The sequence below is a fragment of the Flavobacterium plantiphilum genome, from assembly GCF_046000495.1.
Lineage (GTDB): Bacteria > Bacteroidota > Bacteroidia > Flavobacteriales > Flavobacteriaceae > Flavobacterium > Flavobacterium plantiphilum.
The window spans coordinates 67,536-81,334 of record NZ_JBELQA010000010.1 but is presented as its reverse complement, the minus strand read 5'-3'; the positions used below and the strand labels follow the sequence as shown (position 1 = coordinate 81,334).

The following is a 13,799-nucleotide window of genomic DNA, read 5'->3' as shown; positions in this document are numbered from 1 at the left end:
CCCGAAGATTCAATACTCTTTTTAAAATTTTGAGAATGATTATTTTATTTAGAATAAGCCACCGCAACTTGTTTACTTGAACCTAAACCTTCAATACCTAATTCTATAACATCCCCTCCTTTTACATAAACAGGTTCCGGTTTAATCCCTAAACCAACTCCCGGAGGTGTTCCTGTACTGATGATATCACCAGGAAGTAATGTCATAAACTGACTTAAATAATGTACTAAAAATGGAATTTTAAACACCAGATTAGAAGTGTTACTGTCTTGGAATTTTTTACCATTTACAGTTAGCCACATCGATAAATTATTCACATCGGCAATTTCATCCTGAGTAGCCAAAACAGGCCCGAGAGGTGCAAACGTATCACAACCTTTTCCTTTAGCCCATTGTCCGCCCATCTCAATTTGAAATGCTCTTTCGCTGTAATCATTTAATAAAGCATATCCGGCTACATAATCTAAAGCTTCCGCTTCTTCTACATAACTTGCTTTTTTACCTACTACAAAAGCTAATTCTACTTCCCAATCCGTTTTTTCGCTTCCTTTAGGAATGATTACATTGTCATTTGGTCCACACAAAGAAGTCGTTGATTTGAAGAAAATGATAGGCTCTGTGGGAATTGGAGCACCCGTTTCATGGCAGTGATCTACATAATTTAAACCAATACAAATAATTTTTGAAGGTCTTGCAACCGGAGAACCTAAACGAATATCAGCAGCTACTTCCGGAAAAGAAGTTCCGCTTTCAATAGCTGTTTTTAATTTTTCTAAACCATTATTTTCAAAAAATGATTCGTTATAATCACTCACAATAGAAGAAACATCATATCTTTTTTCTCCAATTAAAATTCCTGGTTTCTCGCTGCCCTCGGCTCCAAAACGTATTAATTTCATTTCTTTATATTTTTTTAAAAGTTACTAAGTTATTGAGTTTTTCAGTTTCTAAGTTCTTTTATCTTATTACTTAATAGCTTAGATTCTTAGCCTTTTCTTAGTTTCCAGCTTAGAAACTGATCAGCTTAGAATCTTAGCAACTCTTTTTTTAATTATTTAATTTGATAAATCCCCCATCAATCGGATAATCTGATCCGGTAATAAATCCGGCTTCATCACTGGCTAAAAACAAGGCTAAAGTAGCAATTTCTTCCGGTTTTCCCATTCTCCCGATAGGCTGTGATTTTGATAATTTATCAAATATTTCAGCTTCTTTGCCCGGATAATTTTTAGCAATAAATCCATCTACAAATGGGGTATGCACACGAGCAGGAGAAATAGAATTGCAACGAATGTTTTCATTAATATAATCCTTAGCAACAGATAAAGTCATCGACATTACCGCGCCTTTAGCAGTTGAATAAGCAAAACGGTCAGGAATACCAACCCACGAAGCAATCGAAGCTAAATTAACAATTGATCCTCCGCCGGATTTACGAAACTGTGGAATAGACGCAAACAAACAGTTGTAAACTCCTTTTACATTCACATCCATAATCCGGTCAAAATCAGCTTCAGGAGTCGTATCTACTTTACCTACATGCGCAATTCCTGCATTATTTACTAAAATATGAATGTTTCCAATTTTTTCAAAAGCAGCAACCACCTCATCGTGTTGAGCAACATTACAGGCGTGAGCAAAAACTTTTCCACCTTCGGCCGCAATTTCTTCAACAGTAGATTGGGCACTTTCGGCGGTTAATTCTAAAATATGAACTTCTGCGCCTTGTTTTGCAAATAAAACAGAGATTGCTTTCCCTATTCCACTACCTCCTCCGGTAATGACTGCTTTTTTATTTTTTAATGAGAACATTTTAATTGTAGTATTTAATTATTAAAAATGAATATCTTATTTTCAAAAGGACAAATTTATGAATAAACCGCTCGTTTTAAGAGATAAAATTGCATTAATTTTATTTTCTGTTGTACATAAAAAACAATTTCTTTTTTGCAAAGAAACAAATATTACAATTTGCTAATCAACAGATTACACCTTAAAATAGGTTTTAAAATTCAGGAAATAAAGGTACTATCCTATATTACCACATAATAATTCGATTTTATCCTTATCTAATTATTATTTATCTTTGACCACTTATGAAACTTGAAAAAACTAAAATATCATCTTATCTTAATAGTGCCATTTCAGTACTCTCAAGAGAGGAAGCTTTTTTCCAGGCACCTTTCCATTCTCATCCGGAATTGGAATTAGTCTATGTCAAAGAAAGTTTTGGCAAACGGATTATAGGAAATTCAGTCAGCAATTTTGAAGCAGGAGATATGGTTTTTCTGGGTTCTGACATACCTCATGTATGGCTGAATGATGAAATTTACTATCATAATCTCAACAAATTAAAAGCCAAATCTATTGTAGTTTATTTCAACAAAGATATTTTTGGACCTGCTTTTTATGAACTGAATGAAGCTAAAAAAATCAATTCCCTGTTTGAAAAAGCTAAAAAAGGCTTATCGGTTACAGGAAAAACAAATCAGCTGATTGCTCAGAAGTTAGAACAATTAGTACTTAAAAAAGATTTCGAAGTTATTATAGGTCTTTTTGAAATTTTATCTGTTCTTTCCGAATCTGCTGATATTGAATTTATAAATCCGGAAAGCTATTTTCCTGCTAATGAATCTTTTAAAAAAGACCGTCTTAGTGAAGTTTATCAATATATTAAAGAAAATTACAAAAAAGAAATTTCATTAGATGAAGTTGCTCAGATTGCCAGCTTAACTCCTACCTCATTCTGCAGAATGTTTAAGTCTAAGACTAAGAAAAATTTCATTGAATACCTCAACGAAATACGCATTTCTAACGCCTGCAAACATCTTATAGAAAGTGACATGAGCGTTTCGGAAATCGCTTATGAATGCGGTTATAAAACCGTTTCTAATTTCAATAAATTATTCAAAAAAAACACCGGAAATACACCTAAGGAATACAAAAATAAAATAGCGCGTTAAATTTAAATCCCGTTTTAAATTTATCAAAATTAATTTCCCCAACCCTAAAGTATGTAATTTTGATAAATTTTCAAGAAATTTTCCACCCTTTAGGGTTGGGGAAGAAAATTCAAAAAGCCTCTTACTTAAAACGCATACACTACATTAAAACCACCATAATAATTAACCGGATTTCCGGGATAATAGAAACGGGCCGGAACAGTACCAAAACCTACTGCATTTGGCAAAATACTGGCTGCATATTTTTCATTCAGCGCATTTTGAATTCCCATATTGAGTTCCATTTTTACGTTTTTAAGAATATAAAAAGCATATCCGGCTTTGATGTCTAAAAGTTCATATCCCGTAGTTTCTTTCGAATTGGCATCATCAAGATACATCTTCCCTGTTAGGCGGTATGAAGCATTAAAATTGAATCCTTTGTCACTAACAAAATCAAATCCGAAATTAAATTGCGTATCAGGCACGGCCGGCAATAAATTACCCGAATAATCAATATCATTATCTACAAAATCTTTAAACTCAAAACGGTTGATAGTTGCCGAAAAATAAGGATTCAATTGAATATCTGAACAAGGCCTGAATTTATAGTTCAGTAAAAACTCTATTCCTTTATGCGAACTCTCTCCTGCATTAATCCCCACGTACTGATCTTCCGCAATACGGCGTGCTACTAATAAATCATTGATTTGAGTGGAATAAAAAACCAATTCCGTATAAAGCTTTTTCTCTAAAAAATTTGCTTTAAAACCCACTTCATAATTAACCCCTTTTTCCGATTGTAAATCTGTATTAAGATTCCCATCGGGAGTTAATGTTTCAGCCACAGAAGGAACTGAGAATCCTTTGCTAAAGGAAACATACACATTTTTAGCTTCCCCAATTTTATATGAAAGTGCCAATCTTGGAGACCAAACCGAACCAAAAGTGTATTGTTCTTTCGGATTTTCACCGCTTAAAAACACATCCTGCTGACTGTAATTTGTAGTATTAAAAGCCAAACCGGATTCTAAATTCAACTTATCAGAAAGTTTCGTTTCCATTTGGATAAATCCATTCCAATATCCTCTTTTTTGTTCCATTTCACTAAATTGATCCCCCTGAATACTGCCTTGTCCCGGATAAGACTGATATAAATTTCTAAAAAGGGAGAAAGCATAATTTTCGGTCATCAATTCTGTCCCCAGACTTATGGTGTTAGGCAAAGAAAATAAAGAAGCTTCATAATTTACTTTAGCTCTAAAGCCGAGCATTTTTGTTTTTTCTTTCAATATATCAAAAGGACGAGGCTCATAAGCTTCTTTAAAATTAGAAAAAAGACTCACGTCAGCCGACCAGTTTTTTGAAAACTGATGTTCAAATCCAACTCCTGCCAGCACTTTATCATAAGATTCAAATCCCCGTGCAGCCAGCCAGGTGGACGCAGCCGACTCAGGTTTGGTATTAAAAGCGGTTTCACTTATCGAACTCGGGATATACGCTTTTAAGCGGGTGGCAATTCCAAAAAATGAAAGTATAGATTTTTCAGATAATTTTTGTTTTCCAAATAGATTTACAGATTGGCGGTTATAATCACTATTATCACGATAACCGTTTTGTTGTAAATTACTGTAATTAGCAAAAATACCGGATTGTGAATCACTGTAACCGGCGGATACAATTTGTTTTACCAAACCAAAACTTCCAAAAGTAGTAGCTGTTTTTGCAAAAGAAGTTTCTGTATCCAATGGCTTTGCCCTCAAACTGATAACCCCTCCTAATCCCGCGCCAAAACTGCTTGAATTAGGTCCTTTTATAATTTCAACTCCGCCTAAAACCTCTAAATCTATATCTTCTAAAGCAGTTTCACCTTCAGCATTAGAAAGAGGAATTCCTTCAAAATAAGCTTTAATTTTAGCTGTTCCGTATTGTGTTCTCGCTCCTATTCCTCTAATGGTAATTCTGTTGGTATTCAAAGCTCCTTGCTGCATAAAAACTCCCGGAACTTTATTAAGAACAGGAGTCAGGATTACACCGTCAGCCTGATTGATTTCTTTCTCAGTAATAATGGAAACAGCTGCTGCTGAATGCTGAATTGAATTCCGTATAGGAGCATTCATTACCTTCAATTCTGATAAAGAAACAGTATCTTTTTTTACTTGTCCAAAAACGGTTGTACAAAAAAACAACATTAGAAAAAAAAGAAGCTTAAAAAATGTATTTCTGTTTAGTGTCATTAGTATATTGATAATTCTAATCATTTGGATAGAAGATTTCAAATTTATTGTTTTATTCCCAATCATATTTAATAAAAAATTGATTTTTATATAAAATTTAAAAACTATAAGAAGTTAAATTTCAAAACCTTATTTTTATATTTCTTAATCTCAATGTTAAAAATTATGTTCTAAAAAAAAACTCCGGATTGCTCCGGAGTTTAATATATCGAAAATAGAAAAATCTATTTTATCATTTCAATTTTTTGTACTTCTTCTTCATTTATACTGTCGAAGAATCCTTGTTCATTCATCCAGTCATCACTGAAAACTTTACTCATATAACGAGAACCGTGATCAGGAAAAATAGCAATTACGTTACTATTTTTATCAAATTCACCTTCATCTGCATATTGCTTTATCGCCTGTAAAACAGCTCCTGAAGTATACCCTACAAATAATCCTTCTTTTCGGGTAATTTCTCTGGCTGAATGGGCGCTCTCTTCATCAGTTACTTTCATGAATTTATCAATCATGTCAAAATCGGTAGCTGATGGAATCAGGTTTTTACCTAAACCTTCAATTCGGTAAGGGTAAATTTCGTCAGTATGAAACTCTCTGGTTTCATGGTATTTTTTCAATACTGAACCAAAAGCATCCACACCAAGAACTTTAATATTCGGGTTTTGTTCTTTCAAATATTTAGCAGTTCCGGAGATAGTTCCTCCCGTTCCGCTACAGGCAACTAAATGGGTTATTTTACCATTAGTCTGTTTCCAGATTTCAGGTCCGGTTGTATTATAATGGGCATCAATGTTTAGCTGATTGAAATACTGATTAATATAAACCGATCCTTTGGTTTCTTCATGCAGTCTTTTTGCTACGCTGTAATAGGAGCGTTCGTCATCGGCAGATACGTGTGCCGGACAAACATAGACTTTTGCACCTAAACTGCGGAGCATGTCTATTTTATCTTTAGATGATTTAGAACTTACAGCTAATATGCAATTATATCCTTTTATAATACTCACCATTGCTAAACTAAAACCAGTATTACCTGATGTAGTCTCAATGATAGTATCCCCCGGAGATAATATACCTTTTTTTTCTGCTTCTTCAATAATGTATAAAGCAATCCTATCTTTTGAGGAATGTCCCGGATTAAAAGCTTCTACCTTAGCATAGAAATTACCTTCTAAATTTTCGGTGACTTTGTTTATCTTGATAAGAGGTGTATTTCCTATCAGTTCTAAAACATTATTATAAGCATTTATTTCTTCTTTCATAAAAAAATAGTTAATCAAGATTAAGTTTTATTTAACCTGGATACGCAGCAAATTTAACAAAAAAAAACTAATTACTTTTTAATTTTTTCCAAATCTAATAAAAAACTAAATTCTTTTGCTAATTCTTTTAGTGCTTCAAACCTTCCTGAAGCCCCTCCATGCCCTGCATCCATGTTGGTATCCAGATACAAAACAGTATCCTCTTTTTTATTTACTCTCAGCTTTGCAACCCACTTCGCTGGCTCCCAATATTGTACCTGAGAATCATGTAAACCCGTAGAAACATACATATTAGGGTAATATTGTTCTCTTATATTATCATAAGGAGAATAAGATCTCATGTACTGATAATATTTTTTAACATTTGGATTCCCCCATTCGTCATACTCTCCTGTAGTTAACGGAATAGTATCGTCTAACATTGTGGTCATTACATCTACAAATGGAACCTGAGCAATTACCCCGTTATACAATTCAGGGGCTTCATTAACAATCACCCCCATTAACAATCCGCCGGCAGATCCTCCTTCTGCATATAAATGTTCCGGTGATGTGTATTTTCGCTCAATCAAATATTTCGAACAGTCAATAAAGTCGGTGAAAGTATTTTTCTTTTGAAGCAATTTTCCATCTTCATACCACTGCCTTCCTAAATCTTCTCCGCCACGAATGTGTGCAATAGCATAAATAAACCCTCTGTCTAATAAGGATAAACGCGTAGATGAAAAATAGGCGTCCATAGAATGCCCATAAGAACCGTAAGCATAAAGCAATAAAGGATTTTTACCATCCTTTTTTAATCCTTTGCGATAAACCATCGAAACAGGAACTTTGGTTCCGTCCTTAGCAGTAGCCCAGACACGCTCTTCTTTGTAATTATTCTTGTCAAATTTACCTCCTAAAACCTCTTGCTCTTTTTTAATTTCCTTTTCTTTTGTGCGCATATTAAAATCAATCACTGATGAAGGAGTTGCCATTGACTGATAACTATAACGCAGAATTTCAGTTTCAAAATCCACATTGGTCGAGGTATATGCAGTGTATGTTTCACTGCCAAAAGGCAAATAATATTCTTCACTGCCATCCCAACTCCTAATTCTGATTTTATTCAAACCTCCGGTACGCTCTTCAAGCACTAAATAATTGGAAAAAATCTCAATATCTTCTAATAAAACATCCTCACGATGTGCAATAATTTCAACCCAGTTTTCTGCCGAAGTCGCTTCTTCATGAGTTTTCATCAGTTTAAAATTCTCAGCATCATCTTTATTGGTTAAGATATAAAAACTATCCTGATAATGATTGATACTGTATTCTACCCCTCTTTTTCGCTTTTGAAAAATCTTAAATTTTCCATCGGGATTATCAGCATTCAAAATACGATACTCTGTAGTCAGGGTACTTCCCGACTCTATTGCTAAATATTTTCTGGATTTTGATTTGGATATATCCACACTAAAAGTGTCGTCTTTTTCAAAATAAACTAAGACATCTTCCACTTGGGTTGTTCCCAATTTATGTTTAAAAATTTTATCGGAACGCAAAGTCACCTCGTCCTGGCTGGAATAAAAAATGGTTTTGTTATCATTTGCCCAAACTGCAGATCCCGTTACTCTTTCTATTTTATCTTCAAGAATTTCGTTAGTCACTAAATTCTTTACCTGAATAGTGTAAATACGTCTCCCAATAATATCCGTACTAAAAATAGCCAGTTTATTATCAGGGCTTATACTCATTCCTCCCAATTTAAAATAGGGCTGCCCTTGTGCCATCACGTTACAGTCAAAAAGGATTTCTTCTTTTGCCGAAAGGCTGCCTTTTTTTCGGGAATATATAGGGTAATTTTGACCTGTTTCATATCGGGTAATATAATAATAGCCATTGTATAAATAAGGAACTGACTGATCGTCTTCTTTTATACGCGCTTTCATTTCTTCAAACAATATGTTCTGAAAATCCTGCGTATGAGCCGTCATCTGCTGGTAATATTCATTCTCTTTGTTCAGATAATCAATAACTTCCGGATTCTCCCGGTCTTTCAGCCAGAAATAATTATCGATTCTAAGGTCTCCAAACTTTTCTAATTCAGTAGGTATAATTTTAGCAACTGGAGGTTGTAATTTTTCTATCATTAGTATTTATTGACATTTTTATAATAGTTGGCACAAAAGTAGGGGAAACAAATACTAATCCGCCCTCCTTTTTCATCAATTTTAACATTGTAATACCCGTAAAAATAGTAAATTCGTGAACTAATTTAATTAAAAAAAATAAAAATGGATTTAATGGGAATGATGGGTAAGTTAAAAGAAACCCAAAATAAAATTGAAGAGACTAAAAAACGTCTGGATACGGTACTTGTTGATGAACAAAGCACAGATGGCTTACTGAAAGTTACCATGACTGCCAACAGAAAAATAAAATCCATCACGATTGCCGATGAATTACTGGAAGACAAAGAACAACTGGAAGATTATATGATTCTGGTAATGAATAAAGCCATCGAAAAAGCAACTAAAGTAAACGAAGCGGAACTGGATGCTGTGGCCAAAATGGATATGCCAATGATTCCGGGAATGGATAATCTTTTTAAGTAAAAAGTTAGGTGTTAGCGGTAATTATGAAAACGACCAAACTGATTATAGCTTTTTTGACATCTTGCTTTTTGACAAGTTGTTTTATGGGTGCTGGAACACTTGGCGGTTTTGACACAAGGATGTTTCCGACTTCAAAGCGAAAACTTGTTCAAGGAATTGACACATTATTTTCCAAATATCCCAACTATAAAATTCCTGACAAATGGAAATCTCGTGACGATTGGAAAGAGAGAGGTTATGACTTTTTAGACAGTAGAATATTTTATTTCCCATCTGACCCAGAAGAAATGTATTATGTAACTTTTTATGGTGACGCTAATGACTCGATTCAGCTTGACACGACAAAAACTGGAATTTCTATCCGAGCAGTTGAAAATGCTACATCTGGTTGGACACTTGAGGACAACACTTCTTCATCAGACAAGAAAAGAATAGAAGCAAGATTTGACAAAGAAATCATTTCTAAACTTGAACAATATACAGGAACAAAAGCAACAAGAGAAAAATAACTACCGCTAACACGGGTTTTGCGTCAGGCGGGGTGACGTACAAACTTGGAGCTTTGTGCTTCTATTCGAGTTCAGTGCAGGTTGACAGTTTTGTGCTCCGAAACCCGCCCAAACGCAAAGCCCGAAAACGTTATGAGTTATGGAGTAGAAGTTTTGCACTTCACAAAGAACCTTAACTCATAACTCACAACTCATAACTCACAACTTATAACTCATAATTTAGACAACGTTTCAATCACATACGTATGCATCACTTCCCTATAATCTAAATGAGTGACGATGCGCAATTTTCTATTTCCTACTGAACTTATGGAAATATTTTTTTGTTTCAGTTTTTCTATTAAAAGCTCATCCTGAAATTCCGGAACCAGTGAAAAAATCAAAATATTCGTTTCTACATGCTCCACTGTAGCAACCCATGGTTTCTTCTTCAGAACATTCGCAAGTTCCTTTGCACGTCTGTGATCTTCTGTCAATAATTTAATGTTATTTTCTAAAGCATAAATAGCTCCCGCAGCCAAATAACCTGACTGACGCATTGCTCCTCCTAATATTTTTCTAATACGCAAAGCACGCTGAATAGTCTTTTTATCACCCAATAAAACAGATCCTACAGGCGCTCCCAGTCCTTTAGAAAAACAAACCGAAATCGTATCAAATACTTTCCCGAAATCTTTTGGGTTCTGCCTTTTAGCAACCAAAGCATTCCAGATTCGGGCACCGTCTAAATGCAGCTTTAAATTATTGGCATCACAAACCGCTTTTATTTTTTGCAGTTCTTCCATTTCGTAGCAAGCTCCGCCACCTACATTAGTAGTATTCTCAATACACACCAGACTCGTTAACGGACTGTGATAAAAATCAGGTTTATTAATAGCTCCCGCCACTTGTTTTGCAGTAATCATCCCGCGGTTTCCTTCCAGCAAACAGCAGGAAACACCACTATTGAAAGAAACACCACCACCCTCAAAATGAAAAATATGCGAATATTTATCAGCTATTAACTGTTCGCCGGGCTGAGTATGCAGTTTAATGGCCGTTTGGTTTGCCATTGTACCCGTGGGAAAAAACAAACCTGCCTCCATCCCGAAAATCGCTGCTACTCTGTCCTCTAATTCTGTAACTGTAGGATCTTCTTTGTAAACATCATCCCCTACATCAGCATTAAACATATACTGTAACATTTCGTAGGAAGGTTTTGTTACTGTGTCACTAACTAAATTTATCTGCATTTTTATATTTTTTATAGAGATACATGGACTGTAGTCCCTACGTGATTTTTTTTATTATTTTTGTGCAACAAAATTACATAATTTATGACAACTACCGAACAAATTAAAGGTATTGTGGAGCGCCTTGGTGCGTTGAGGAGGTATCTTTGACGTCGATGCTAAACTTATCGAAATTGCTAACGAAGAAGAGAAAACTTTTGCTCCCGATTTTTGGAACAACGCAAAGGAAGCGGAACTTATTGTAAAAAATCTCCGAAACAAAAAAAAGTGGATCGAAGACTATGATAAAGCTGTTGCGCTAACGGACGAGCTACAACTGGCTTATGAATTCTACAAAGAAGGTGAACTCACAGCCGAAGAGCTTGACGAACAATATCAACTGACTCAAAATCATATTGAAGGCATCGAATTCAAAAACATGCTTTCAGATGAAGGAGACACTTTAAGTGCTGTTTTGCAAATTACAGCCGGAGCCGGTGGAACCGAAAGTTGCGACTGGGCTTCCATGCTGATGCGTATGTACATGATGTGGGGCGAAAAATACGGTTTCAAAATAAAAGAACTCAACTATCAGGAAGGCGATGTAGCGGGAATCAAAACTGTAACTTTAGAATTTGAAGGCGATTATTCTTTTGGCTACCTAAAAGGTGAAAACGGCGTACACCGACTGGTGCGTATTTCTCCGTTTGACAGTAATGCCAAACGTCATACTTCATTTGCTTCCGTTTATGTTTATCCGTTAGTAGATGACAGTATCGAAATTGATATTAATCCTGCCGATATTGAAATTACCACATCCCGTTCCAGTGGTGCCGGAGGACAAAACGTAAATAAGGTAGAGACTAAAGTACAGTTGTATCACAAGCCTACCGGAATCCAGATTCAGTGTTCGGAGACCCGCTCCCAACAGGACAACAGGCAGCGTGCCATGCAAATGCTTCGTTCTCAGTTATATGAAATCGAACTGAAAAAGAAACAGGCACAACGCGCCGATATTGAAGCCGGGAAAATGAAAATCGAATGGGGTTCGCAAATCCGAAACTACGTGATGCAGCCTTATAAACTGGTTAAAGATGTTCGTACAGGCTATGAAACCAGTAACGTTGACGGCGTAATGAACGGTGAAATCGACGAATTCCTCAAAGCCTATCTGATGATGATGGGACAAAAAGAAGAAGAATAGATTTTTAATCGAAATCTTCTGTTCTACTGCTTTTTTAGACAAAATTTAAAATTCTTAAAATAATCAAACCCGACAGTCAACAGATTGGTCGGGTTTATTATTTTATAAAAATAAAATCTTGTACGTTAGTAAATGTTGTAGTTTTTTAATTACATTTACGTTTAACAAAATCCAGAAAATTAGTTTTTAGATGAAAAATACTTTACTCCTTCTTATATTATTCGGTTCAATGCTGACATTTGCCCAGAAACCGGTTTTTGCAACTGCTAAAATTAAAGCCGTTACTGTTTATTTGAATGCCGCAGAACTCACTCAAAATACTTCGGTAAATCTTCCGGCAGGAACAACTGAAGTCGTTATTAAAAATATTGCTAATCATCTCAATCAAAACACCATTCAAATTGCCGCTCCTGCTTCTGTAACTGTTATGTCGGTACAGTTTACTAATAATTATATTTCAGAATTTGAACCTGACGAAAGTAATCCTCTGATAAAAAAAGTGAGAGACAGTGTCAGCTGGGTAAAAAAAGAAATCAAACGAATTCAGATTTTAAATAATGCTAACAAACAAACCATTGCTCTTTTAGACAATAACCAGTCGGTTACAGGAGTGAATACAGGACTGAATGTTGCCGAATTAATCAAACTCGTCGATTATTCAAAAGCCAAAAGAACGGAACTCGACAATACAATAACTGACTTACAGGAAAAAGAAGAATTTTGGAATAAAAGACTAACCGAATTAAATAATAAGTTAGCATTCAACACAAAAAATGAAGAAAAATCTGCAAGCGGAAAACTCATTCTGCAGGTGATGAATACTATAGCCGGAAACATCCCTTTCGATATTAGTTACATCACTAATTCAGCAACCTGGAAACCCTTTTACGAACTGCGTGCCGAAAACATCAAAAATCCAATTAACATGATGTATAAAGCACAGGTTTTCCAAAATTCCGGAATGGACTGGAAAAAAGTAAAACTGACTTTATCAAGCGGTAACCCCAACCAGAATAATCAGGCACCACAATTACAGCCATGGTTTTTAAGATATTCACAACCAGAATATATTTCAAATGCTTTACAAGGAAAAGTTTCTGGAATCCAAGTAGCTCCTAAAGAAGGGTTAAAAGAAGTCGTTGTTACAGCAGACAAAAAACTGAATAAATCCGATATTTCGCAATACACCAGCATTAATGAAAACCAACTGAATGTTTCCTTTGATATTGACATTCCTTACGACATATTATCCAACTGGAAAGCACACAGTGTTTCATTAAAAGAAATAAAACTACCGGCTGCCTACACCTATTATGCGGCTCCAAAAGCAGACAAAGAAGCCTTTTTACTAGCCGAAATAAGTGATTACTCCAATTATAATTTATTAGAGGGAGAAGCCAATATTATTTTTGAAGGCATGTATGTTGGAAAAACAAATGTAAACCCAAATCAGACTGCCGATACTTTAAAATTAAGTATGGGTAGAGATAAAAAAATAGCTATTACACGCGAAAAGATAGCGGATAAATCCGGTACAAAATTCCTCTCTGCTTACAAAGAACAAACTTTTACCTATGATATAACAGTCAAAAACAACAAAAAAGAAGAAGTGGCTATAGCGCTGGAAGACCAGTATCCATTAAGCACAGACAAAGAAATTACAGTTGAACTTACCGATAACGGAAGAGCCAGAGTAAATGAAGAAACCGGGAAACTAAGCTGGGATTTAAAACTTTCGCCCAATGAAACCAAAAAAATCAGAATAAGTTATAAAGTCAAATATCCAAAAGACAAAAACATAAGCAATTTGTATTAAGCTAAGCCCGACAGTTTT

General features: G+C 35.1%; 11 protein-coding genes. 5 read left to right on the top strand and 6 right to left on the bottom strand.

Features of this window, described 5'->3' with window-relative positions; all coding sequences use genetic code 11:
- Positions 1 to 44 precede the first annotated feature (44 nt).
- Entirely contained in the window at positions 45 to 899 is an 855-nt protein-coding gene (locus ABS764_RS15325) for a fumarylacetoacetate hydrolase family protein (protein WP_408082671.1), read from the bottom strand.
- 148 nt (positions 900 to 1,047) lie between these two features.
- Positions 1,048 to 1,812, bottom strand: a complete 765-nt coding sequence (locus tag ABS764_RS15320; RefSeq protein WP_408082670.1) for an SDR family NAD(P)-dependent oxidoreductase — start codon at positions 1,810 to 1,812, stop codon at positions 1,048 to 1,050.
- Positions 1,813 to 2,096: 284 nt separating this feature from the next.
- Here ABS764_RS15320 and ABS764_RS15315 point away from each other — a divergent pair, with 284 nt between their 5' ends.
- Positions 2,097 to 2,963: an AraC family transcriptional regulator gene (locus tag ABS764_RS15315; protein ID WP_408082669.1), complete on the top strand. Its 867-nt coding sequence runs from the start codon at positions 2,097 to 2,099 to the stop codon at positions 2,961 to 2,963.
- Positions 2,964 to 3,088: 125 nt separating this feature from the next.
- On the opposite strand, the gene ABS764_RS15310 is transcribed toward ABS764_RS15315, so the two are convergent.
- The 3 genes from ABS764_RS15310 to ABS764_RS15300 form a co-directional block, all read right to left on the bottom strand.
- Positions 3,089 to 5,062, bottom strand: a complete 1,974-nt coding sequence (locus tag ABS764_RS15310) for a TonB-dependent receptor family protein (protein WP_408082668.1) — start codon at positions 5,060 to 5,062, stop codon at positions 3,089 to 3,091.
- Positions 5,063 to 5,403: 341 nt separating this feature from the next.
- Positions 5,404 to 6,444, bottom strand: a complete 1,041-nt coding sequence (locus tag ABS764_RS15305; RefSeq protein ID WP_408082667.1) for a PLP-dependent cysteine synthase family protein — start codon at positions 6,442 to 6,444, stop codon at positions 5,404 to 5,406.
- 71 nt (positions 6,445 to 6,515) lie between these two features.
- Positions 6,516 to 8,576 carry a S9 family peptidase gene (locus ABS764_RS15300; protein ID WP_408082666.1) on the bottom strand — a complete coding sequence of 687 codons (2,061 nt, stop codon included), beginning with the start codon at positions 8,574 to 8,576 and terminating at the stop codon, positions 6,516 to 6,518.
- A gap of 144 nt (positions 8,577 to 8,720) precedes the next feature.
- Here ABS764_RS15300 and ABS764_RS15295 point away from each other — a divergent pair, with 144 nt between their 5' ends.
- Positions 8,721 to 9,041, top strand: coding sequence for a YbaB/EbfC family nucleoid-associated protein (locus tag ABS764_RS15295; protein ID WP_408082665.1), 321 nt, complete (start codon positions 8,721 to 8,723; stop codon positions 9,039 to 9,041).
- A 23-nt stretch (positions 9,042 to 9,064) separates the two neighbouring features.
- Positions 9,065 to 9,550: a hypothetical protein gene (locus ABS764_RS15290; RefSeq protein ID WP_408082664.1), complete on the top strand. Its 486-nt coding sequence runs from the start codon at positions 9,065 to 9,067 to the stop codon at positions 9,548 to 9,550.
- Positions 9,551 to 9,762: 212 nt separating this feature from the next.
- On the opposite strand, the gene ABS764_RS15285 is transcribed toward ABS764_RS15290, so the two are convergent.
- Positions 9,763 to 10,782 (bottom strand): threonine aldolase family protein, encoded by a 1,020-nt coding sequence (locus ABS764_RS15285; protein WP_408082663.1) that lies wholly within the window; start codon positions 10,780 to 10,782, stop codon positions 9,763 to 9,765.
- Between the two features lie 84 nt (positions 10,783 to 10,866).
- Between ABS764_RS15285 and prfB the strand changes: the two genes are divergently transcribed.
- Together prfB and ABS764_RS15275 are read left to right on the top strand one after the other, a co-directional pair.
- Positions 10,867 to 11,965, top strand: a protein-coding gene (gene prfB, locus ABS764_RS15280) for a peptide chain release factor 2 (RefSeq protein WP_408082662.1) whose coding sequence is annotated in 2 segments (ribosomal slippage) — positions 10,867 to 10,929 and positions 10,931 to 11,965 — 1,098 coding nt in all. Because the reading frame shifts where the segments join, the coding sequence is not laid out codon by codon here.
- 190 nt (positions 11,966 to 12,155) lie between these two features.
- A complete protein-coding gene (locus tag ABS764_RS15275) occupies positions 12,156 to 13,781 on the top strand; it encodes a DUF4139 domain-containing protein (RefSeq protein ID WP_408082661.1) in 1,626 nt (541 codons plus the stop codon).
- Positions 13,782 to 13,799 lie beyond the last annotated feature (18 nt).

Excerpts from the sequence above, each read along its gene's own strand:
- ABS764_RS15325 (WP_408082671.1), bottom strand. The coding sequence starts at position 899 with ATGAAATTAATACGTTTTGGAGCCGAGGGCAGCGAGAAACCAGGAATT.
- ABS764_RS15320 (WP_408082670.1), bottom strand. The coding sequence starts at position 1,812 with ATGTTCTCATTAAAAAATAAAAAAGCAGTCATTACCGGAGGAGGTAGT.
- ABS764_RS15315 (WP_408082669.1), top strand. The coding sequence starts at position 2,097 with ATGAAACTTGAAAAAACTAAAATATCATCTTATCTTAATAGTGCCATT.
- ABS764_RS15310 (WP_408082668.1), bottom strand. The coding sequence starts at position 5,062 with ATGAATGCTCCTATACGGAATTCAATTCAGCATTCAGCAGCAGCTGTT.
- ABS764_RS15305 (WP_408082667.1), bottom strand. The coding sequence starts at position 6,444 with ATGAAAGAAGAAATAAATGCTTATAATAATGTTTTAGAACTGATAGGA.
- ABS764_RS15300 (WP_408082666.1), bottom strand. The coding sequence starts at position 8,576 with ATGATAGAAAAATTACAACCTCCAGTTGCTAAAATTATACCTACTGAA.
- ABS764_RS15295 (WP_408082665.1), top strand. The coding sequence starts at position 8,721 with ATGGATTTAATGGGAATGATGGGTAAGTTAAAAGAAACCCAAAATAAA.
- ABS764_RS15290 (WP_408082664.1), top strand. The coding sequence starts at position 9,065 with ATGAAAACGACCAAACTGATTATAGCTTTTTTGACATCTTGCTTTTTG.
- ABS764_RS15285 (WP_408082663.1), bottom strand. The coding sequence starts at position 10,782 with ATGCAGATAAATTTAGTTAGTGACACAGTAACAAAACCTTCCTACGAA.
- ABS764_RS15275 (WP_408082661.1), top strand. The coding sequence starts at position 12,156 with ATGAAAAATACTTTACTCCTTCTTATATTATTCGGTTCAATGCTGACA.